Annotated in this window: 21 protein-coding genes and 1 tRNA gene; 13 read left to right on the top strand and 9 right to left on the bottom strand. The window is 62.2% G+C overall.

Annotated features, from left to right (window positions below; genetic code table 11):
• Positions 1-47 precede the first annotated feature (47 nt).
• Positions 48-123, bottom strand: a tRNA-Lys gene (locus KY496_RS13505).
• 142 nt (positions 124-265) lie between these two features.
• On the opposite strand from KY496_RS13505, the gene KY496_RS13500 reads away from it, so the two are divergent.
• Positions 266-1591, top strand: a complete 1326-nt coding sequence (locus KY496_RS13500) for an ISNCY family transposase (RefSeq protein ID WP_219861084.1) — start codon at positions 266-268, stop codon at positions 1589-1591.
• Between the two features lie 96 nt (positions 1592-1687).
• Here KY496_RS13500 and KY496_RS13495 read toward each other — a convergent pair whose 3' ends face one another.
• From KY496_RS13495 to KY496_RS13485, 3 genes are all read right to left on the bottom strand, one after another.
• Positions 1688-3484, bottom strand: a complete 1797-nt coding sequence (locus tag KY496_RS13495; RefSeq protein WP_219861083.1) for a GspE/PulE family protein — start codon at positions 3482-3484, stop codon at positions 1688-1690.
• 19 nt (positions 3485-3503) lie between these two features.
• Positions 3504-4286, bottom strand: coding sequence for a hypothetical protein (locus KY496_RS13490; protein ID WP_005665726.1), 783 nt, complete (start codon positions 4284-4286; stop codon positions 3504-3506).
• A gap of 118 nt (positions 4287-4404) precedes the next feature.
• Positions 4405-4947, bottom strand: a complete 543-nt coding sequence (locus tag KY496_RS13485) for a glycine zipper 2TM domain-containing protein (protein WP_005665727.1) — start codon at positions 4945-4947, stop codon at positions 4405-4407.
• A 263-nt stretch (positions 4948-5210) separates the two neighbouring features.
• Here KY496_RS13485 and KY496_RS27135 point away from each other — a divergent pair, with 263 nt between their 5' ends.
• From KY496_RS27135 to KY496_RS13460, 5 genes are all read left to right on the top strand, one after another.
• The gene (locus KY496_RS27135; protein WP_229446310.1) at positions 5211-5738 is read left to right on the top strand and encodes a barstar family protein; all 528 of its coding nucleotides are present in this window, start codon (positions 5211-5213) and stop codon (positions 5736-5738) included.
• 74 nt (positions 5739-5812) lie between these two features.
• On the top strand, positions 5813-6454 hold the full coding sequence (purN, locus tag KY496_RS13475) for a phosphoribosylglycinamide formyltransferase (protein WP_005665729.1): 642 nt from the start codon (positions 5813-5815) through the stop codon (positions 6452-6454).
• 12 nt (positions 6455-6466) lie between these two features.
• Positions 6467-7792 (top strand): RsmB/NOP family class I SAM-dependent RNA methyltransferase, encoded by a 1326-nt coding sequence (locus KY496_RS13470; RefSeq protein ID WP_184239142.1) that lies wholly within the window; start codon positions 6467-6469, stop codon positions 7790-7792.
• Between the two features lie 9 nt (positions 7793-7801).
• Positions 7802-9157 carry a mechanosensitive ion channel family protein gene (locus tag KY496_RS13465; RefSeq protein ID WP_219861081.1) on the top strand — a complete coding sequence of 452 codons (1356 nt, stop codon included), beginning with the start codon at positions 7802-7804 and terminating at the stop codon, positions 9155-9157.
• A 93-nt stretch (positions 9158-9250) separates the two neighbouring features.
• A complete protein-coding gene (locus KY496_RS13460) occupies positions 9251-10462 on the top strand; it encodes a fatty acid desaturase (RefSeq protein WP_005665732.1) in 1212 nt (403 codons plus the stop codon).
• Positions 10463-10522: 60 nt separating this feature from the next.
• Here the strand turns inward: KY496_RS13460 and KY496_RS13455 are convergent, their stop codons facing one another.
• The 4 genes from KY496_RS13455 to radC all read right to left on the bottom strand — a co-directional run bounded on the left by KY496_RS13455 (position 10523) and on the right by radC (position 13486).
• Positions 10523-12091, bottom strand: coding sequence for a DUF418 domain-containing protein (locus KY496_RS13455; RefSeq protein WP_219861079.1), 1569 nt, complete (start codon positions 12089-12091; stop codon positions 10523-10525).
• 85 nt (positions 12092-12176) lie between these two features.
• Complete coding sequence (gene rpmG / locus KY496_RS13450; protein WP_005665735.1) at positions 12177-12344, bottom strand: 50S ribosomal protein L33; 168 nt, start codon at positions 12342-12344, stop codon at positions 12177-12179.
• A gap of 13 nt (positions 12345-12357) precedes the next feature.
• Positions 12358-12594 carry a 50S ribosomal protein L28 gene (gene rpmB / locus KY496_RS13445; RefSeq protein WP_005665737.1) on the bottom strand — a complete coding sequence of 79 codons (237 nt, stop codon included), beginning with the start codon at positions 12592-12594 and terminating at the stop codon, positions 12358-12360.
• 220 nt (positions 12595-12814) lie between these two features.
• Positions 12815-13486, bottom strand: a complete 672-nt coding sequence (gene radC, locus KY496_RS13440; RefSeq protein WP_184239138.1) for a DNA repair protein RadC — start codon at positions 13484-13486, stop codon at positions 12815-12817.
• A 1185-nt stretch (positions 13487-14671) separates the two neighbouring features.
• Here radC and ltrA point away from each other — a divergent pair.
• The 7 genes from ltrA to KY496_RS13405 all read left to right on the top strand — a co-directional run bounded on the left by ltrA (position 14672) and on the right by KY496_RS13405 (position 21790).
• Positions 14672-16372: a group II intron reverse transcriptase/maturase gene (gene ltrA, locus KY496_RS13435; RefSeq protein ID WP_219861077.1), complete on the top strand. Its 1701-nt coding sequence runs from the start codon at positions 14672-14674 to the stop codon at positions 16370-16372.
• Between the two features lie 124 nt (positions 16373-16496).
• Positions 16497-16949 (top strand): peptidylprolyl isomerase, encoded by a 453-nt coding sequence (locus tag KY496_RS13430; RefSeq protein WP_005665740.1) that lies wholly within the window; start codon positions 16497-16499, stop codon positions 16947-16949.
• A 17-nt stretch (positions 16950-16966) separates the two neighbouring features.
• Complete coding sequence (ispH, locus tag KY496_RS13425; protein ID WP_005665742.1) at positions 16967-17926, top strand: 4-hydroxy-3-methylbut-2-enyl diphosphate reductase; 960 nt, start codon at positions 16967-16969, stop codon at positions 17924-17926.
• 187 nt (positions 17927-18113) lie between these two features.
• A complete protein-coding gene (locus KY496_RS13420; protein ID WP_184239136.1) occupies positions 18114-19043 on the top strand; it encodes a branched-chain amino acid ABC transporter permease in 930 nt (309 codons plus the stop codon).
• Positions 19044-19059: 16 nt separating this feature from the next.
• On the top strand, positions 19060-20271 hold the full coding sequence (locus KY496_RS13415; RefSeq protein WP_005665745.1) for a branched-chain amino acid ABC transporter permease: 1212 nt from the start codon (positions 19060-19062) through the stop codon (positions 20269-20271).
• 26 nt (positions 20272-20297) lie between these two features.
• A complete protein-coding gene (locus KY496_RS13410; RefSeq protein WP_184239132.1) occupies positions 20298-21068 on the top strand; it encodes an ABC transporter ATP-binding protein in 771 nt (256 codons plus the stop codon).
• Entirely contained in the window at positions 21068-21790 is a 723-nt protein-coding gene (locus KY496_RS13405; protein ID WP_219865025.1) for an ABC transporter ATP-binding protein, read from the top strand. Before KY496_RS13410 ends, KY496_RS13405 begins: the two co-directional genes overlap by 1 nt.
• Positions 21791-21892: 102 nt before the next feature.
• Here the strand turns inward: KY496_RS13405 and KY496_RS13400 are convergent, their stop codons facing one another.
• The gene (locus tag KY496_RS13400; RefSeq protein WP_005665748.1) at positions 21893-22477 is read right to left on the bottom strand and encodes a phasin family protein; all 585 of its coding nucleotides are present in this window, start codon (positions 22475-22477) and stop codon (positions 21893-21895) included.
• Positions 22478-22535: the final 58 nt, after the last annotated feature.

Raw genomic sequence — 22535 nt, 5'->3', positions numbered from 1 at the left:
AAAGGCGTCACGATCACTCGCAACGCCTTCTTTGCTACAACATATTCTGGTAGGCCGTGCGTGGCTCGAACACGCGACCAACGGATTAAAAGTCCGCTGCTCTACCAACTGAGCTAACGACCCGAAGAGGCAGCATTATAGCCGGCGATTCCGGTTTGCGCTAGGGCTGTCCAACATTTTGTTAGCGCAAAGTAGTAATGTCCCCTCTCCGCTAAGTAGAAATGTCCCCTAGGATGCCCTGAAGGGGGACGGGACAGTGCTCAAGATGACAGCCAAAGACGTGTTGCGTAGCCAGGTGATGGCACAGGTAGTTGAGGGTAAGCTGGATCAGGAAAGTGCTGCCGGGAGGCTGGGCATCAGCACGCGCCAGGTGAAACGTCTGAAGCGGCGTATGCTCGACGAGGGCAATGCAGGGCTACTGAGCAAGAGCCGGGGCAAACCGTCGAATCGACGCACGCCACAAGAGAAGCTGTCCAAGGCATTGGACCTGATCAGGGCGCACTATGCGGATTTCGGTCCGACGTTGGCATGCGAGAAGCTCGACGAACTGCATGAGATCCGCCTATCAGTGGAAACGGTGCGCAAGGCGATGATTGCGGCGCAACTGTGGAAACCGCGTCGTGGCGCAACAGCGCGGACACACGCAATGCGCGAGCGCAGGGCGCGGCGCGGAGAGCTGATCCAGATCGATGGATCGCCGCACGACTGGTTCGAGGGCCGCGCGCCCCGCTGCAGCCTGTTGGTGTTTATCGACGATGCCACGAGCGAGCTGATGGCATTGCGTTTCGTCGATGCCGAGACGACGCTTGGATACATGAGTTTGCTGGAGGAGCACATCAGAAATCATGGCCTGCCAGCGGCCCTGTACAGCGATCGTCATAGCATCTTCCGGATCAGCACGGGCGACAAGAGTGGCGTCGGTGAAGGGCAAACGCAGTTTGCACGCGCATTGGAACAACTCGGTATCGAGGGCATCCAGGCTAACAGCCCGCAGGCCAAGGGACGAGTCGAGCGAGCCAATCAGACCTTGCAGGACCGCTTGGTAAAGGAGATGCGGTTACAGGGCATCAGTAGCCAGCAGGCTGCCAATGCCTGGCTACCGCAGTTCATTCGCGCCTTCAACCGGCGCTTTGCCGTCACGGCCGTGCTGCCTGAAGACGCTCATGTGCCGTATGGCGGAACCGAAGCTGCTCTACGCCGAATCCTCTCGGTGCATATACCTCGCCGCCTGTCTAGCAACCTGAGCTGTCAGTTCAATGGCTTGCTGTATCAGATCCAAATTGCCGACCAGGGGCGAGCATTGCGTGGCGCCAGCGTTACTATCGTCACCCATCCGGAAAGTGCGACCGAGGTCGTCTGGCAAGGCCGGGTTTTGCAGCACACATGCAGCAGCAAGCCAATCAAGCAGCATGAGGCGATCGACGGCAAGGACATCAATGGCAAGGTCGAGCAGGCACTCGCCCGACGCCAACCGCCACAGCCTATCGGACACCCCTGGAAAAAACGCATGGAAACGCAACCGGGCACCGTCCCTGTACGTGCTGAGTTCGCCCATACGAAATCGCATCTGGCCCCTGTTACCAACCCGTGATCAAATTGGCAAGAGGGACATTTCTACTTTGCGCAACAGGGGACATTTCTATTTAGCGTTGACAGGGCTGTCCAACATTTTCGACACGAGCGACTTTCACGACAGCGCCGACGTCACCTTCAGCACCTCATCCGCCGTCGTCACTCCCTCGATCACCTTCATCGCCCCGGCAATGCGCAGCGGCTTCATCCCATCCTTCACGCTCTGCTCGCGCAAGGTGCGCATCTCGCCCGATTCGCGAATCAACCGCCCGAACCCCTCGCTCACTGTCAGCAATTCATAAATCCCGGTCCGCCCCCGATACCCGGTCTGCCGGCACTCCGGACACCCCACCGCCCGATACACGGTCGCAGGCTTCGCGATTTTCCACGCCCCGCCAATGCTCTCCCACACCTCATCGCTCAATTCGCCGCCCGGCGCCTTGCATACGGGGCAGAGCGTGCGCACCAGGCGCTGCGCCATCACGCCAATCAGGGTTGCCTCGAGCAGATAATCCGGCACGCCCAGTTCCAGCAGGCGCACCACGGCCGACGGCGCATCATTGGTGTGCAGTGTCGAAAACACCAGGTGCCCCGTCAGCGCCGCCTGGATCGCCATCTCGGCCGTTTCCAGGTCGCGGATCTCGCCCACCATGATGATGTCGGGGTCTTGCCGCATCAGCGAACGCACGCCATCGGCAAACGACAGGTCGATCCCTGGCTGCACCTGCATCTGGTTGAATGCCGGTTCCACCATCTCGATCGGATCCTCGACCGTGCACACATTCACTTCGCTGGTCGCCAGCGCCTTGAGCGTCGTGTACAGCGTCGTGGTCTTGCCCGATCCCGTCGGCCCGGTCACGAGAATGATGCCGTGCGGACGGCGAGTCAGCCCATCCCAGCGCTGCGCATCGTCAGGCGGAAAACCCAGTTCCGGCAGGGTCTTGACCACCACATCCGGATCGAAGATACGCATCACCAGTTTTTCGCCGAACGCGGTCGGCATCGTCGACAGCCGCAATTCGACTTCCTGGCCGCCGGCGGTGCGCGTCTTGATGCGGCCGTCCTGTGGCCGGCGCTTTTCGATCACGTCCATCCGCCCCAGCAGCTTGATGCGCGCGGTCATCGCGATCATCACCGCCGCAGGCACCTGATAGACCTGGTGCAGCACGCCATCGATACGAAAACGCACGGTCGCGAATTCGCGCTTGGGTTCGAGGTGGATATCCGAGGCGCGCTGTTCGAAGGCGTAACCCCACAGCCAGTCGACGATATTAACGATGTGCTGGTCGTTGGCGTCGAACTGCTTGTTCGATTTTCCCAGTTCGACCAGCTGTTCGAAGTTGTTCCGCATCGCGACGTCTTGCCCGCTGCTGCGGTTGGCGTCGCGGATCGACTTGGCCAGCGCGAAGAACTGCGAAATGTATTGGGCAATGTCGAGCGGATTGGCCAGCACCAGCTCGATGCGGCGGCGCGAAACCTTGGCGATCTCGGCTTCCCATTCGGTCAGCGCCGGATCGGCCGTCGCCACCACCAGCGTGGTCGCCGTCATTTCCACCGGCAGGATATTGAAGCGCGCCGCGTAGCTGGCCGACATCACGTCCGCCACCTTAGTGAAATCGATCTTGAGCGGGTCGATGCGAATGAAGGGCAGGCCGACCTTGGCCGCGCACCATTCGGTCAGCACATCCAGCGTCAGCAGCCGGTGCGGCGGCAAATTGGAGACCAGTTTGCACTGCGCCACCGCCGTCAGCGGATGCATGATGCCCGGCGCATTTTTCAATATTCCCTGGGCCTGGGCGAAATCGGCTTTGACTTTCTCCTTGGTGACGATCCCGTCGGCCAGCAGCCACGAGAAAATCGACTGCAAGTCGAGCTTGCGCAAGCTGGCGGGTTTTTGCGGGATGGCGTTCACGGTGGCCCTGGCTGAATGGTCAATCGGTGGCGAGCAATCCCTTGACCCAGGATTTTGCAGGCAGCTTGGTCTGCGCCACGATCTGCGCGGCGCGCGCGGCGAGCGCTTCCTTGTCGAGCGTGGGGCGGGTCTTGAAGCATAGCGCCACCACATTCCCGTCGTGCACCTCGGGCAGGCAGATCACGTGGCCGAAGGCGAACTTCATCGCTTTCAGGTTCTTGGCGAAGCTCGGGTGGTCGCCGAACAGGTTGACGGTCATGATGCCGTCCTGTGTCAGGCAGGCGGCGCAGGCCTCGTAGAACTCGGGCGTGTCGAGCACCGGGCCGCGCGCGGTGGCGTCGTACAGGTCGCATTGCAGCACGTCATAGGCCTCGTGGTTGGCCGGATCCTCGACGAAGTCGAGCGCATCCATCTCCAGCACGCGCAGGCGCTCGTCCTCGGGTGGCAGCTTGAACATCGAGTTGCAGATCGCGATCACGGACTCGTTGAGTTCGACGGCGGTCACGTGCGCCTGCGGGAATTGGCGATAGCAGAACTTGGTCAGGGCGGCCGTCCCCAGGCCCAGCTGGGCAATGGCCTGCGGCGTCTCGATGAACAGCATCCACGCCATCATCTGCTGCGCGTATTCCAGCTCGGGCCAGTCGGGCTTGCGGATGCGCATGGCGCCTTGCACCCACTCGGTGCCGAAGTGGAGGTAACGGACACCGTCCTGTTCGGACAGCGTGACGGGTGCGAATTTCGGTTTGCGCGCGGGACGGCGCGAGGATTCGACTTGTTCGATGGATTTGCGTTTGATGAGCATAGAGGAGCCTGGTGGAATCGCCCTATTATCGGGGGATGGGTTCCCCCAGCGCAAGCTCGGGTCCGAATGAACAACGCGGCCTCATGGGCCGCGTTGCTCGATTTCTAACGATGCAAGATCAGTACTGGCTGTACGCCTGCTGGCCGGTGTAGCTGTCCAGCGGCTCGACCGAGACGCGCAGGCGCACACGGTTGCCCGGGTCGCGGTTCATCAGCGAGGTGTAGGTCTGGCCGCGGTATTCATAAGTCACGTTGTAGCCGGCGGTGCGCGATTCGATCGCTTCCACGGTGCGGCATTGCTGCACGGCTTGTTCTTGCACGGTGCTGCCTTGCGGGCGGCCATTGTTCTGGACACGGTCACCGACCATGGCGCCGGCGATTGCGCCCGCTGCCGAGGCGGCCACCTTGCCGTTGCCGCTGCCGACCTGGCTGCCCAGCAAGGCACCGGCGATGCCGCCGATGATCGTACCGCCGGCGCCGCGTTCCTGTTGCACCGGCACTTGCACGTATTCGGTACGGCATTCCTGGCGCGGGGTACGGACTTGCTCGAGACGCGGCTCGACGCGCACCACGCGGCCGAAGTCTTCGAAGTCGGCGGCCTGGGCCAGCGGCAGGGTGGCGATGCCGAGGGCCGAGATGATCAGTTTGGCTTGCAAGTTCATGAGAGTACCTCGTTGAGTGGTGCGACTTGATTCGTCGATTCGTTACAGACTTCATGGTACGCCTATCGCAAAAAACCATCGAATCCGCGTGGCAACAAAATGTAACAGCGAATAAAGCGTGGAACAACTCGCGCCAGAATGAAACCGGCCCCGAATGCGGCGTTTTCGTGTCACAGATGGACCTACCGATTCTTACAAATAGGCATCTGAAACTCACATTTGGGTTGCTTCCAATACCACAAAACGTTACCCTTACACAAATCATGGACTTATTGGCGTATAGCAACGACAGCGAGGTAAGAAGCAGCAGCGCTACCCAGCGCCGCGAGGGGTGGCGCCATGGCGCGTTATTGACAGGTCGATTTGAGGAAAAAATGAGTTTGTTGATGAGAGTGGCGCCAAATCTTGTTCAAGCCATTCGCGCGTTTCGCGTTGGCGATTTGCAACAGGAGGCCGGGCGACTCGGACATCATTTCCTGTACGCCCACTGCGCCAATACGCTCACCAAGCAGCAGGTCTGCGCCCGCATCGGCGAGAATTTTTATTTCCCCAAGCCGTGCAGCAAGAATTTCGATGCGCTGCGCACCTGCCTGACCGAGACCATCCACGAAGCCGGCCCCCAGCCGGGCTTTATCGTGGTGCTCGAGCAGTTGCCGAGCGCTCAGAAGTTTGACAAGGAAGCGCGCGAAAACCTGCTCGACGTGTTCCGCGACGCGGCCGAATTCTGGGCCGAGAAAAAGGTGCCGTTCCGCGTGTTCTACTCGTTCGCGACGGTCCCGCCGACCGCCTGAGTCCGGGGAAACCCGCCCCGTAAGGGACCCCAAGGGCTGCGGTTGCCAGCCGGCGTTACGGTACAATGCCGGCTATGAAAAACATCGTGATCCTCATTTCCGGCCGCGGAAGCAATATGGAAGCGGTCGTGCGCGCGGCCGAGGCGGAAAGCTGGCCGGCCCGTATCGCAGCGGTGATCAGCAACAAGCCGGACGCCGGCGGCCTGGCTTTTGCCCAGTCGCGCGGCATTCCGACCGCCGTGGTGTCGAACAAGGAGTTCGCCACCCGCGCCGAATTCGACGCCAGACTCCAGGAAGTCATCGACACCTACCAGCCCGACCTGGTCGTGCTGGCCGGTTTCATGCGCATCCTGACCGCGCCATTCGTGGAGCACTATGCGGGCCGGATGTTGAACATCCACCCGTCGCTGCTGCCCCTGTTCCCGGGGCTGCACACGCACCAGCAGGCGCTCGACGCCGGCATGAGCGAACACGGCGCGACCGTGCACTTCGTCACCGCCGAACTCGATCATGGCCCGTCGGTGCTGCAGGCCAGGATTCCAGTCCTGCCAGGCGACACACCCGACCTGCTGGCTGCGCGCCTGCTGGCCGAGGAACACAAGATCTACCCACGCGCCGTACGCCTGTTCATTGAAGACCGCCTGGTCGTCGAAGACGGCGCGGTGCGCATCGTCGAGTCCACGGATCACTCCCAGGCCGACGCCATCAGTATTTAATCAAGGATTTACATGAGATTGCCTCCAGCGATCGTCGCCAAGACCGAAGAAGTCTTGCGCGAGATTCTCCGTTTTACTTCGCCCGCCGACGTCACCCTGTCGCGCTTCTTCAAGGACAACCCACGCTTCGGTGGCCGCGAGCGCGGCGTCATCGCCGAAGCCGTGTATGCCGTGCTGCGCAATAAATCGTTCTTCACCGACTTCGCCGGCCATGGCAACACGCCATCGATGCGCAAGCTGGCCCTGCTGGGCCTGGCCGAGACCGTCGGCATCGACAGCATCGGCGGCCTGACCGAAGATGAGACCGATTTCCTTACCCGCATCAAGGAAGTCGACCGCAACCTGCTGCCGGGCCCGATCCGCGCCAACCTGCCACAATGGCTGTTCGACAAGCTGGTGGCCCAGTTCGGCGAGCAGGAAGCCCTGGAGCTGGCCGCAGTGCTGAACACCCCGGCGCCGCTGGACCTGCGCGTCAATTCCATCAAGGCCGAGCGCGACGACGTGATCGCCCAGTTGGCGCAAGCGCCGATCGTGGCCGAGCCGATGCCGTTCGCGCCGCTGGGCCTGCGCGTGCAAAAGAAGCCGGCGTTGCAAAACCTGCCGCTGTTCAAGGAAGGCGCGATCGAAGTGCAGGACGAGGGCAGCCAGGTGCTGGCCCAGATCGTCGGCGCGCGCCGCGGCGAGATGGTGGTCGACTTCTGCGCCGGCGCCGGCGGCAAGACGCTGGCCCTGGGTGCGCTGATGCGCAATACCGGCCGCCTGTACGCGTTCGACGTCTCGGAAAAACGCCTGACCAAGCTGAAACCGCGCATGGCGCGCAGCGGCCTGTCGAACGTGCATCCGGTGGTGATCGCGCACGAGCGCGACGCCAAGGTCAAACGCCTGGCCGGCAAGATCGACCGCGTGCTGGTCGACGCGCCATGCTCGGGCCTGGGCACCCTGCGCCGCAACCCGGACGTCAAGTGGCGCCAGCAGCCGGGCGCCGTCGCCGAGATGCAAGAGAAGCAGGCCTCGATCCTGGACGCGGCGTCGCGCCTGGTCAAGAACGGCGGCCGCCTGGTGTACGCCACCTGCAGCCTGCTGAACGAAGAGAACGACGTCATCGTCGAAGGCTTCCTGGCCAACCATGCCGACTTCGAGCTGGTGCCGATGAGCCAGGTGCTGGCCGAGCAAAAGATCCCGCTCGAGATGGACGACTACCTGAAGCTGCTGCCGCACAAGCACCAGACCGACGGCTTCTTCGCCGCCGTCCTGCAGCGCAAGGCGCTGGCCAAGCCGGCCAAGCCGGCTTCGAGCGAAGACAGCGCCGCCGCCGCCGCAGCCGCGGACGGAGAGTAAGGAGTCCCGATGCCGCTGTCGGACCTGCTGAACGTCCTGCTGGACGATGCCCGTCGTCCCGCCATCGCCTGGCAGATCGTGGCCCTCGTCCTGTGCGTGGCGGTGGGCTGGGGCCTGGCGCGGCTGATCCACCGTTCGCTGCTGAAAGACCGGGCCCAGACGGGCGGCCTGATCAGTGTCGGCCTGGGCAGTTTCAGCCGCGTGCTGTGGCCGCTCCTGACCGTCGGGCTGCTGGCGCTGGCCAAGACGGTGCTGGAGCAATACCAGGGCGTGTCGCTGCTGCGCGTGGCGCTGCCGCTGTTCATGTCGCTGGCGGTGATCCGCACCTTCTTCTACCTGCTGCGGCGCGCCTTCGCACGGCGCGGCCAGCTGGGGGCGGCCTTGCAGACCTTCGAGAAGGTGTTCGCCTTCGTGGTCTGGATCGTCGTCGCCATGCACCTGACCGGCATCCTGCCGGACGTGATGAGGGCGCTCGAGAATACCGTCCTGCCGGTCGGCAAGAACAAGATTTCGATCGCCGACCTGCTGCAGGGCGCGATCTCGATCGTCGTGCTCATGATGCTGGCGTTGTGGGCCGGCGCCGCGCTCGAAGAACGCCTGATGGGTTTCGAGCGCATGCACAGCTCGCTCAGGGTGGCGATGGCGCGCGTGGGCCGCGCGGCCCTGATCCTGGTCGCGGTGCTGTTCAGCCTGTCGCTGGCCGGACTCGACCTGACCGTGCTGTCGGTGTTCGGCGGCGCGCTGGGCGTCGGCCTCGGTCTCGGCATGCAGCGCATCGCCAGCAACTACGTGTCCGGCTTCATCATCCTGTTCGAGCGCAGCCTGTCGATCGGCGATCCGATCACGCTGGATAAATATTCCGGCAAGGTAGCGCGCATCAATACGCGCTACACCGTGTTGCGCGGATCCGACGGCACGCAAACGCTGCTGCCGAACGAGATGCTGATCACGGGCGTGGTGCTGAACCAGTCGGGCACCAACCGCAACGTGCGCGCGGTCACCAAGCTGGTCGTGTCCTACGACAGCGACCTGTCCGTGGTGATGCCGCTGCTGGAAGCGCAGCCGCTGGGCGTGGCCCGCGTGCTCGAGACGCCGGCGCCGAACGTGCTGCTCAATGCCTTCGTGGCCGACGGCTACGAGCTCGAAGTCGGCTTCTGGCTGGGCGACCCCGAGAACGGGCAGGGCGGTCCGATTTCCGAAGTGAACCGCAAGATCTACGCACTTGTGCAATCCGGCGCGATCAAACTCGGACATCCGTCGATGGACACGCGCTTGCTCGACGCCCATATCACGAAGGTGATGGGGCGGACTCCCCAGGAAGAAGGCCGGGACAAGACCGGGACTGGCGCAAATTTGGGCAAGTAAAACTGCCGTGCGGCAGTAGAACCACGTAAAATGCCCGGGTTGTAGGTGTGCGGTCACAGTGGTTGCACATTGGATAAGCCCTTTGGAGACTGAATGAATTTCTTTGACGACGCCCTGCACGCCGTGCTGTCGTTCCTGTCCACCGGCCTGCTCGATTTCTCGGCATGGCAAGTCGTGATCTATACGCTGGTGGTCACCCATATCACGATCGCCGCCGTGACGATCTACCTGCATCGTCACCAGGCGCACCGTGCGCTCGACCTGCATCCGATTCCAAGCCACTTCTTCCGCTTCTGGCTGTGGCTGACCACCGGCCAGGTCACCAAGGAATGGGCGTCGATCCACCGCAAGCACCACGCCAAGTGCGACACCGAAGAAGACCCGCACAGCCCGCAGACGCGCGGCATCCGCAAGGTGCTGTTCGAAGGCGCCGAACTGTATCGCGCCGAAAGCAAGGTCAAGGAAACCATGGACAAGTATGGCCATGGCACGCCGGACGACTGGATCGAGCGCCATGTGTACACCGGCCGCAGCACGCTGGGCGTGGCGTCGCTGCTGGTGATCAACGTCGCCCTGTTCGGCGTGCTCGGCCTGACCGTGTGGGCGATCCAGATGATGTGGATTCCGATCACGGCAGCCGGCATCATCAATGGCCTGGGCCACTGGTGGGGTTACCGCAACTACGATTGCAACGATGCGGCGACCAACATCTTCCCGTGGGGCATCCTGATCGGCGGCGAAGAGCTGCACAACAACCACCACACCTATGCCACCTCGGCCAAGCTGTCGAGCAAGTGGTATGAATTCGACCTGGGCTGGGGCTATATCCGCATGCTCGAGATGGTCGGCCTGGCCAAGGTGAAGAAGGTGGCGCCGAAGCCGAAGCTGGCCAAGAACAAGGCGCAAGCCGACTTCGACACCCTGCAGTCGGTGATCGCCAACCGCTACGACGTGATGGCGAAATATGCCAAGTCGGTGCGTCACGCTTTCCACGAAGAATTCGAGCACCTCAAGCACAAGGCGCAGCTGGAATCGCGCTTCCTGAAAAGCTCGCGCAAGCTGATGCAGCGCGAGCCGGCCAAGCTGGAATCGTCGCAAAAGCAGCAACTGGTCGAGCTGTTTCAGCACAGCAAGGCGCTGGAGACCATGCACACGATGCGCGTCGAACTGGGCGCGATCTGGGAACGCTCGCACTCGACCCGCGACCAGCTGTTGCACCAGCTGCAGGATTGGTGCAACCGCGCCGAAGCCTCGGGCATCAAGGCGCTGCAGGAGTTTTCGATGCGCCTGCGCACCTATGCCTGATCGGCGGCGTCGCTAAGAAATGACACAACGGCTTCTTCGGAAGCCGTTGTCGTTTGGGCGTTACGCGCCACGCCGCATCGGCGGCCACGTCAGGTAAGTCAGCGCCCGCCACACCCATTCGAGCGGCCCGTACTGGAAACGCGCCAGCCACCAGTGGCTGAACACGATCTGCAGCGCGCACAGCAGCAGGGCGATGCCGACCTGCTCGGTCCTGCCGATGCCCCACCATCCGAGCCCGTGGGCATGGAACAGCAGGGAAAACACGAGCGACTGCATCAGGTAATTGCTCAGCGCCATACGTCCAAATGGCGCCAGGACGCGCACCCGGGCCAGCACGCCGTGGCTGTACAGCGCCAGCAGCACCGCCGCGACGTAGCCGAGCGAGGCGGGCAGGCTGCCCACGGTCGTCAAGGCGTTCGCCAGGTCATAGCCGCCGTCGTCGACGCCGGCAGGACGTCCGGTGCTGATCAGGCTGCTGAGCAGGCCCAGCCCGACCCCGAACACGATGCCGCCCACGGCCAGGCGCCGCAACAGCGGCAGATGACGTCCGGCATTGGCGATCACGCCGGAGCGCACGAACCAGACCCCGACCAGGAACACGCTCACGCCGACCACCACGAAACCGGTTTCGTCGCGCATCCGCGCCTCCAGGTGGCCCAGGCGCATCGCGACCGCGTCCGCATAGCTGCCGTTGGTGAGCACCTCCTTCTCTTCGATGCTGCGCGCGGTGCGCTCGCGGTATTGCAACAGGGTGGCGGACGCGCTATCGGTCTCTGCGCTGGTGGCGCTGGAGACTGGTGCCGACTGGGGCGCGTAGTGACGCATGGCGCCGTCGAGCGCGGTGAGGCCATAGGTGAGCACGAAGATCGCGACGCCGGCGCGCAGCGGCCGTGCTCTTTCTGGCTGGACAAAGCCCCAGGCCAGCAGGCCGAGCAGCACGAGGGCGCCGCCGATCGCCAGCAGCGCCCCCATATCGCCCTCGCCGCCGACGATATTCAGGATGGCCGCCAGCAGCATCAGGCTGCCCGGGACGATCGCCACCAGTGGGAACAACGCACGCCGTTCGGCGCGCAGGTAGACGCCCACCAGGCCGGCGAACACGAGCGGCGTGACCAGCCAGCCGGCGAAGCCGAAGCCCGGCAGCTGGGCCAGCACGAAACAGGCGGCCAGGACGCCGATCATCGGGCGCGCCCTGGCGAACAGCATCAGCATCAGGGCCAGCGCGCCGATCGCATAGCTGATCAGGATGTCGCCGCTCCACAGCAGCAGGTAGTGCAGCAGGCCGAACAGGCCGAGGACGGCGATCCGGCGCCCATAGACGGGCAGGAAGGGACGCCCGGCCGTGCGCGCCCGTTCCAGCATCAGGGCGAATCCCATGCCGAACAGCAGCGAGAAAATGGTCCAGAACTTGCCGCTGACAACATAAGCGACGACAAAGGCGACCAGCCAGTCCAGGCCGTGCAGCCCGGCCGGGATGCCGTTGCCGGATTCGGCCACGGGGCGGTTGAAGAATTCGACGTTGGCGATGCAGATGCCGATCAGCGCGAAGCCGCGCAAGACATCGAGGGCATCGAGGCGGTCCTGGCTGGGGATGGGAACGAAGGGGAAGGCGGAAGGCGGACTGGTCATTCCCCGATGGTAGCGCGGATCGGCGGGACGACAAAAAAGCCGCCGGGCTTGCGCGCCGGCGGCTTCGTCAAGAAGACAAGATCGATTACTTGATCTTGGTTTCCTTGTAGATCACGTGCTTACGTGCTTTCGGGTCGAATTTGGTGATTTCCATCTTCGCCGGCATCGTGCGCTTGTTCTTGGTGGTGGTGTAGAAGTGACCGGTACCTGCGGTCGATTCCAGCTTGATTTTGTCGCGGCCAGTTTTTGCCATGATAGCTCCCTAATTAAACTTTTTCGCCACGGGCGCGCATGTCGGCCAGCACGGCGTCGATGCCGAGCTTGTCGATCACGCGCAGGCCGGCGTTCGACAGACGCAGCGAAACCCAGCGGTTTTCGGATTCGACGTAGATACGGCGGTTCTGCAGGTTAGGCAGGAAACGACGCTTCGTTTTGTTGTTAGCGTGGGAGACGTTGTTACCAACCATCACACCCTTGCCGGTTACTTGGCAAACACGTGCCATAGTGCACTCCTTAAATATGTTCCAGAATTGGAAAAACGAGAGTATAGCGTGAAAAGCAAAGCGGAATCAATCACTTACGAAAAACAATAGTGTCTTTTCTAAATCGAAAAATTTAACAATTCCTGATGAGTGTCGTAACTCGCTGTTTACGCTGTGTAATTTCAAGCAAACCTGACAGCCCATGTAAGGACTCGGGCGAGGCGCTGCCGAGGTTTATCGGTCACAATTGCCCATTCTCGGCAAAGGAATGCACCTGGTTGCCCGCCACCACGAAGTGGTCCAGCACCCGGATATCGACTAGCGACAGCGCCTGCACCAGTGCGCCTGTGAGCCGCAGGTCGGCCTCGCTCGGCTCGGCCACGCCGGACGGGTGGTTGTGGGCCAGGATCACCGCCGCGGCATTCCTGCGCAGCGCCGCCTTGACCACCTCTCTTGGATAGACGCTCGTGTGCGTGAGCGTGCCCCTGAACATTTCCTCGCAATTGATCAGGCGATTTTTCACGTCCAGGAACAGCACCATGAACGATTCATGGGTCTGCAGCGCGAACTGGCTGCGCAGGTACTGGCGCACCGCCTCGGGCGAGCACAGCGCCTCGCGCCGGAACTGCTCGGCCACCGCGCGCCGCGCCAGCTCGAGCGCCGCCTGCAACTGCGCGTACTTGGCCGGCCCCAGGCCGTGCAGCCGCCCGAACTCGCTCGATTCGGCATGCAGCAGCCGGTGCAGCGAGCCGAAGTGCGCCAGCGTGTCGCCCGCCAGCGTCACCGCGCTTTTTCCCGCCACGCCCACACGCAGGAAGATCGCCAGCAATTCGGTATCCGACAGCGCATGCGGTCCATCGCGCAGCAGGCGCTCGCGCGGACGGTCTTGTTCGGGCCAATCGCAAATTCCCATGTTTGATTCCTCGCCAAAAAAAGAGGCAGCCAAGGCGCAAGCGGCGCGCGTGGCTTACAATAGCGGTTTGCGTGCGACACGTAGTCGCGATCGCCGTTCTACGGCAAGCATTAGAAGCTGTACCTACCTTGCAAGTCACTCGGCAAGTCCTTGATTTAATTACTTAAATCACTCGGGACTGACACCTAAATGCCGTGGGCTCCCTAGTTGCGTCCGCAATTCAGGTTGAAAATCAGAAAATCTTACTGCAACAACATCAGGTCCCAACACGTCGAAATCACGTCATTGATTGTGATTTAGATATCGTTGCGGTCCGTGCTTTCGCTCAAAAGCGAAAGAAGTGTTGTCCAGTTGCCACAGTTCAAGAAAATTTTCTAAAACGAACTTAAACAACGAGCCTCGGATCAGCAGGGGTAAGAAATGACCATCTACGGTCAAATTGAAACAAGGTAGCTCAGCAAGATCGTGCAAGTTCTGCGATGCCTTGTCACACCCTATGTCTTCCTTAAGAGGATATGGGGCTGTGACCAAGTGTACGACCACTTGTCACCTAGTCGGACATGCGTCTCTGGCAACGGAGGGGTGTGAAGCTTCGACGACAATGTACCCCTGCGCAAGCAGCGTGCTCCCCATGTGAATGGATGCGCGGAGACTGCCAGCAGAAAGGCGGTTGAGGGGCTAGGTGAGGCTGCATGGGTAACATAAAGTGAACTGACGGGTGAACCCTCGTGACTATTAACAGGCCCAATCTGCTGGTGGCCTGAACCAAAAGGTACGTGGTCGGATGTCTCTGTGCAAACTGGGGACACGTCGTCACTGGACCACCGGGGGAGAGTCAGACCCTAAACAGTCATGTGCGGCGCAATCAGGCCGTGCTGGTCTCGCAGGGAACGTGGTAAGCCCGACCCGCCGCCTGCCCCAGAGTACCGGGGTAGGCAAGCAACCCGCAAGGGAAGCCCATGGCGGAGCGGGTATGGGAGGATGGAAAAAGCGAATGCCAACCTGTAATGGGTTGGATAGGGATTCGAAATTTGTCCTGTCGTGAAAGCGAGCAGACTTCCATCTGGTGCAATAGTCGTTCAGCGACTACATAGACAAGTAGCTTATCAGCCCCGAAGGGATGCAGTTTTTCCCTTCGGGGGAGAAGTGCGTCCTCGGCGGGCATCACTACGACGAGGTTCGGCAATGAAAGTAATCGAAAATAGTTTCGGTTCTGCGTCCTCGCACGTCCCTACTGAGTGGGCCGCCATTGATTGGCGGCGCGTTCAGAAAAACGTGAGAGTCATGCAGATTCGTCTAACGAAGGCAACACAGGAAGGCAACTGGCGCCGGGTGAAATCCCTGCAACGGTGGCTGACCCGCTCGTTTAGCGCGAAAGCGCTGGCAGTTAAACGGGTGACGGAGAATCAAGGCAAGCGTACCGCGGGTGTGGACCGGCAGTTATGGGACACGCCGCTGCAGAAGTTTGCGGCGATTGCGCAGTTGGAGAAGCGTCGGTATCGGCCCCTACCACTTCGGAGGGTCTACATACCCAAGGCCAATGGGAAGGAACGCCCTCTGGGCATCCCGACCATGAAAGATCGAGCAATGCAGGCATTACACCTGCTGGCGCTAGATCCCGTCCTTGAAACGACGAGCGACCCGAACTCGTACGGGTTCAGGAAAAACCGCTCAACGGCAGACGCGATGTCACAAATCTTTCTCCAGACGTGTCGGAAGGCCTCGGCGCAATGGATACTGGATGCGGACATCGAGGGTTTCTTCGACAACATCAACCACAACTGGCTGATCGACAACGTCCGCATGGATAAGACGATCCTCCGGAAGTGGCTGAAGTCCGGAGTAGTCGACCGGGCGCAGTTGCTGGCAACCACAGCAGGGACGCCGCAGGGTGGCATCATCAGCCCTGCCTTGGCAAATTGGACGCTAAACGGACTGGAAACGGAACTGACCGCGTACCTCGGTACGCAGGTAGGTAAGTCAAAGGTCGAGAAGCTGAAAGTTGGTGTCATACGATACGCGGACGATTTCGTAGTGTCGGGTGCTTCGCAAGAACTACTCGACATCGAAATCCGGCCATGGATAGAAGCGTTCCTGGCAGCACGAGGATTGCGGCTGTCTCAGGCCAAGACCAAGATCGTGCACATCGACCAAGGTTTTGACTTCCTTGGGTGGAATTTCCGGAAGTACGAGGGGAAACTGCTCATCAAGCCTAGTAAGAAGAACGTGGACGCGTTCTATGAAAAGCTTAGGAAGGTCATCGGGGAGCGTCTGATGGTGAAGCAGGAAGACCTGATCCGACTGCTGAATCCGATGCTACGGGGTTGGGCGCAGTATCACAGTCCCGTCGTGGCTAAGGAGGCACTCTCGCGCATGGAGTCGCTGTTGCTATGGCGGCTTATGCGGTGGGCCAAGCGAAGGCACCCCAGCAAGAACGCCGGATGGATTCGCCAGAAGTATTGGCGGTCAGTCGGAGGACGAAACTGGGTGTTCGCTGCGGACGTTGTCGCGAAGGATGGTAGCAAGAAGGTGATGGAACTGTACTCGCTTGCGGGTACTCCCATCGAGCGCCACAGAAAGATCAAGGGGGAATTCAATCCCTACGATCCGCAATGGGAAGAGTACGGCGAAGCCCTTCGGCAGGAGCGAATGTTGAAAAACATTGGCTACCGGAAGGAGTTGGCGACGTTGTACATGAACCAACGCGGCACGTGCGCGCTGTGTGGGTACGAGATGAACATGGAAACTGGATGGCACGACCACCACATTGAGTACCGTGTGGCGGGAGGCTCCGAGGCCCTTCGAAATCGCGTATTATTGCACCCCAATTGCCACGCCCGAGTGCATAGCCAAAATTTGCAAGTTGTTAAACCGGTTCCTGTATAGGAACTTTTATTATGCTTGAGCCGTGTGCGGTGAAAGTCGCATGCACGGTTCTTAGGGGGGAGGGGTTCGGGTAACAGACCCTTCCTACCCTCCCTGATCAGGTATGCCCGTCACCACAAAGAACATGTCCAACGCTGCTCCCGTCGTCAACGAATCCTCTTACCTGACCCTGCATTACCGTCTGGCAGTTGCCGGTGGTTCGGATGTGGTCACGACCTTCAATGGCACGCCCGCCACCTTGCTGCTGGGCCAGGGCCAGCTGGCGCCGTTCCTCGAGGCGCGCCTGATCGGCCTGCCGGAAGGCACGCACCAGACCTTCGAGCTCAGCGCTGCACAAGCGTTCGGCGAGCGTAACCCGGAGCTGATCCAGTCGGTATCGAAAGCCACGCTGGAAGAAAACTCGGTGCCGGGCACGGAATACAACGTGGGCGAGGTGGTCGAGTTCAACGCGCCGAAGGGCGGTCGCTTCGCCGGCGTGCTGCTGGAATTGCGCGACGATGCGGCTTTGTTCGACTTCAACCACCCGATGGCCGGCCGCGCCCTGCAATTCGAAGTGAAACTGATTTCGGTTCTGTAAGGACGACAGGAACAATGATGGAAAACGAAATTCTGCTGGCCCAGCCGCGCGGCTTCTGCGCCGGCGTGGACCGCGCGATCGAGATCGTCGAGCGCGCCCTGAAACAGTTCGGCGCGCCGATCTATGTGCGCCACGAGATCGTGCACAACGCCTACGTGGTCGAAGACCTGCGCGCCAAGGGCGCGATCTTCATCGAGGAACTCGAAGACGTCCCGCCCGGCAACACGCTGGTGTTTTCGGCCCACGGCGTCTCGAAGGCCGTGCGCGCCGACGCCGAGGCGCGCGGGCTCACCATTTTTGATGCCACCTGCCCGCTGGTGACCAAGGTCCACGTCGAAGTCGCCAAGATGCGCAAGCAAGGCGCCGAGATCATCATGATCGGCCACGACGGCCACCCGGAAGTGGAAGGCACCATGGGCCAGGCCGAAGAAGGCATGCACCTGGTCGAGACCGTCGAGGACGTGCAGAAACTGCAGGTGCGTAATCCCGAGCTGCTGGCCTACGTGTCGCAGACCACCTTGTCGGTCGACGACACCCTGGACATCATCGCGGCGCTCAAGGCGCGCTTCCCGAACATCATCGAGCCGAAGAAGGGCGACATCTGCTACGCCACCACCAACCGCCAGGAAGCCGTGAAGTTCATGGCGCCGCAGGTCGAGGTCGTGGTCGTCGTGGGCAGTCCAAACAGCTCGAACTCGAACCGCCTGCGCGAAGTGGCCGAAAAAATGGGCACGCCGGCGTATATGGTCGACAACGCGAGCAAGATCGACCCCAGCTGGATCGCGGGCAAGAAGCGGATCGGCGTGACCGCCGGCGCCTCGGCGCCCGAGGTGCTGGTGCAGGCCGTGATCGACCGCCTGAAAGAACTCGGCGCGGCCAGCGTGCGCGCGCTCGAAGGGGTTGAAGAACACGTGACCTTCCCGCTGCCGAAAGGCCTGGACGGCGTACGTCCTGAGCCATCTTCGCCAGCAGCCTGAACTTTATTTCTCGTACAGACAGAAAACAAAATTTGCTACTGCACGGATTTGCCGTGATAAGTTTTCCAACAGCCAAGTTATGATGGCGGCGCTCGGAAAATTGTCATGGTAGCCAACCATGAGCGGCACTTCGGGAGGGATCCCGCGGTGCCGTTTTTTTGCAAGGCAAAAATACACAGGCAGAACGATGGAAACCTTTATTCAACAGCTGCTGAACGGCCTGGTGCTGGGCAGCATGTACGCGCTGGTCGCGCTCGGCTACACGATGGTGTACGGCGTGCTCAACCTGATCAACTTCGCCCATGGCGACGTGCTGATGATCGGCGCCATGATCGGCCTGACGATCCTGCAATTGCTCGAGGCTTATATTCCCGGCTTGCCGGGCTATGTCCAGCTGGCGGCCGCCATCCTCGGCGCGATTCCCCTCACCATGCTGGTCAGCATCCTGATCGAGCGCGTCGCCTACCGCCGCCTGCGCCATGCGCCGCGCCTGGCGCCGCTGATCACGGCGATCGGCGTCTCGATCCTGCTGCAGACCTTCGCCATGATGATCTGGGGCCGCAGCCCGCTGCCGTTCCCGCAACTGCTGTCGTCCGAACCGATCATGATTGGCGGCGCCATGATCTCGCAGACGCAAGTGCTGCTGCTGGTGCTGGCGGCCGTCGCCATGGGCGCCCTGGTGCTGCTGGTCGAGCGCACCAAGATGGGCCGCGCGATGCGCGCCGTGGCCGAAAACCCGCGCGTGGCCGGCCTGATGGGCGTGGACGCGAACCGCGTGATCGTCGCCACCTTCGCCATCGGCGCCGCGCTGGCGGCCGTCGCCGGCGTGATGTGGGGCGCCAACTATGCCTCGATCACCTTCACCATGGGCGTGCTGCCGGGCCTGAAGGCCTTCTGCGCCGCGGTGCTGGGCGGGATCGGCAACATCTATGGCGCCATGATCGGCGGCCTGCTGCTGGGGATCATCGAGGCGCTCGGCGCCGGCTACATCGGCGACCTGACCGGCGGCTTCCTCGGCAGCCACTACCAGGACATCTTCGCCTTCGTGGTGCTGATCCTGGTCCTGACCCTGCGTCCGTCCGGCATCATGGGCGAACGCGTGGCCGACCGCGCCTGAGCACGAGGAGCACACCATGGCACTCCTGACCTTCGACACCCAGCACAAGCCGCGCCAGGCCGCCATCAGCATGGCGGCCGTCCTGATCCTGATGCTGATCTTCCCCTTCGTCGCCTCGCAATTCGGCAACTCGTGGGTGCGCATCATCGACATCGCGCTGCTGTACATCATGCTGGCGCTGGGCCTGAACATCGTGGTCGGCTTCGCGGGCCTCCTCGACCTGGGCTATATCGCCTTCTTCGCGGTCGGCGCCTACCTGGTCGGCCTGTTCTCGTCGCCGCAGTTCGCGGCGCTGCTGGAGTCGCTCATCTATTATTCGCCGGCGCTCGGCGAAGCGCTGGTGGCCTTCTTCGGGCCCGAGATCGCCGCCAACGGCATCCACCTGTCGCTGTGGGCCATCGTGCCGCTGGCGGCGCTGTGCGCCGCGCTGTGCGGCGCGCTGCTGGGCGCCCCCACCCTCAAGCTGCGCGGCGACTACCTCGCCATCGTGACGCTCGGCTTCGGCGAGATCATCCGCATCTTCATGAACAACCTGAACGACCCGATCAACTTCACCAACGGGCCGCAGGGGATCAATATGATCGACCCGATCCGCGTGTTCGGGGTGTCGCTGGCGGGCGAGCCGGGCTCCGGCGCCAACGTCATGATCGGCGACTACGCGATGCCGTCGGTGAACGCCTATTACTTCCTGTTCCTGGCCATGGTGATCGCGACGATCTTCATCACCGGCCGCCTGCAGCATTCGCGCCTGGGCCGGGCCTGGGTGGCGATCCGCGAAGACGAGATCGCGGCCAAGGCGATGGGCATCAATACCCGCAACGTCAAGCTGCTGGCCTTCGCCATGGGCGCGTCGTTCGGCGGCGTGGCCGGCGCGATGTTCGGCGCCTTCCAGGGTTTCGTCTCGCCCGAGTCGTTCTCGCTGACCGAGTCGATCGCGGTGCTGGCGATGGTGGTCCTGGGCGGCATCGGCCACATCCCGGGCGTGGTGCTGGGCGGCGTGCTGCTGGCGGCCTTGCCCGAGGTGTTGCGCCACGTGGTCGATCCGCTTCAACAGGCCGTGTTCGGCAAGGTGATCATCGAAGCCGAGGTGCTGCGCCAGCTGCTGTACGGCCTGGCCCTGGTATTGATCATGCTGGTCCGCCCGGCCGGCCTGTGGCCGTCGCCGAACAGGGAAGAGCGTCCCAACGCCGCCCTGGCGCGCGAGGAAGAAGAAGCGTCCACCGCGTGATGAGTGTACAGACACATGAGCAGACCATGAGCGAACAAATCCTCCTGAATATCCAGGGTGTCAATAAACGCTTCGGCGGCCTGCAGGCGCTGACCGACGTCGGCATCCGGATCATGCAGGGCCAGATCTATGGCCTGATCGGCCCCAATGGCGCCGGCAAGACCACGTTCTTCAACGTGATCACGGGCCTGTATCAACCGGACAGCGGCACCTTCGAGCTGGCCGGCAAACCCTATTCGCCATCGGCGCCGCATGACGTGGCCAGGGCGGGCATCGCCCGCACCTTCCAGAACATCCGCCTGTTCGGCGAGATGAGCGCGCTCGAGAACGTGATGGTCGGGCGCCACGTGCGCACGAAGCAGGGCGTGCTGGGCGCGATCCTGCGCCACAAGGCGGCGCGCGACGAGGAAGCCGCGATCCGCCTGCGCGCGCAGGAACTGCTCGACTTCGTCGGCATCGGCCAATTCGCCAACCGCACCGCCAGATTCCTGTCCTATGGCGACCAGCGCCGCCTGGAAATCGCGCGCGCGCTCGCCACCGATCCGCAGCTCCTGGCGCTGGACGAACCGGCGGCCGGCATGAACGCCACCGAAAAGCTGGCGCTGCGCGAGCTGCTCGTGAAAATCAAGGCCGAGGGCCGGACCGTGCTGCTGATCGAGCACGACGTCAAGCTCATGATGGGCCTGTGCGACCGCATTACGGTGCTCGAATACGGCAAGCAGATCGCCGAAGGCCTGCCGGCCGAGATCCAGAAGAACCAGGCCGTGATCGACGCCTACCTTGGAGGTGCCCACTGATGCTCGATCCCGTTCTGAAAATCGCCGGCCTGAAGGTCGCCTACGGCGGCATCAAGGCGGTCAAGGGCGTCGACCTGGAGGTGGCGAAAGGCGAGCTGGTGACGCTGATCGGCGCCAACGGCGCCGGCAAGACCACGACCCTGAAGGCCATCACCGGCACGCTCCCGCCGTGCAAGGTCGAGGGGACGATCGAGTATCTCGGCCAGCCGCTCGGCGGCACGCAGTCGTTCCGGATGGTGCGCCAGAAGCTGGCCATGGTGCCGGAAGGGCGGGGCGTGTTCACCCGCATGTCGATCCACGAAAACCTGTTGATGGGCGCTTACACGCGCGACGACAAGGCCGCGATCGATGCCGACATCGAGAAGTGGTACACCGTCTTCCCGCGGCTGAAAGAGCGGTCCAGCCAGCTGGCCGGCACCCTGTCGGGCGGCGAGCAGCAGATGCTGGCGATGGCGCGCGCATTGATGTGCCATCCGACCCTGCTGCTGCTGGACGAGCCGTCGATGGGCCTGGCGCCGATCATGGTCGAGAAGATCTTCGAGGTGATCCGCGACGTGTCGCGGCAGGGCATCACGATCCTGCTGGTGGAGCAGAACGCCAAGCTGGCGCTGCAGGCCGCGCACCGCGGCTACGTGATGGAGTCGGGCGCGATCACCATGACCGGCAATGCGCGCGACATGCTCGACGATCCGAGGGTGCAGGCGGCATACCTGGGCGAGTGACGCACCGATCGCGTGACCGGCACGCGAACGAAAAAAAGCCGACAGACGCGATTGCGTCTGTCGGCTTTTTTGTCTTGGGCTTATTACTTCACCAGCCGCAGCTTAGGCCGCAGCGGCAGCCGTGGCAGCGCTGGCAGCATTGCCAGCTTTAGCAGCAGTCGCAGAAAATTGCGACACGGCGGCGTTCATATTGCTTTCGAGCGCTTCGACCGCCTGCTTGGAGGTCTTGCTGAATTGCTCGTAGCCGGCGTTGGCGTTGCTGATCGCGGTCTTGACGGCGGCGACGAAGCTTTCCGAGCCGGCCGGGGCGTTCTTGCTCACTTCGTCGACCAGCGAGATGACCTTGCGGTTGGCTTCGACGATCTGGCTTTCGGCGGCTTTCGAGAACTCGGCGCCGGTGCCGGTGGCGATCGAGGCCAGCTGGCGGCTGTACGACAGGGCTTTCTCGGCGTTCGGCTGCGCCTGCGAGGCGGTCAGCGAGAAGAATTCTTGTGGGTCCTTGGCGCCCAGCAGCTGGCGAGCGGCGGCCGACGAATCTTCCAGGGTCGAGCGCGCGGTGCTGATGTTCAGTTCAACCAGCTTTTCCACGCCTTCGAAGGTCTTCGAGGTCAGTGCCGAAAACAGGGCGAATTGCGAATCGAGGCTGGCCTTGGTAGCGTTCGAAAATTGTTCAGGGATTGCAAACATGTGGCTCTCCAAATATGTCGTTTCAAGAATGGACTATTGCTCTGTGAGACAGGTTCTT

Source organism: Massilia sp. NP310, from assembly GCF_019443485.1.
Taxonomy (GTDB): domain Bacteria; phylum Pseudomonadota; class Gammaproteobacteria; order Burkholderiales; family Burkholderiaceae_D; genus Telluria; species Telluria timonae.
This window is presented reverse-complemented; position numbering and strand designations above follow the sequence as displayed.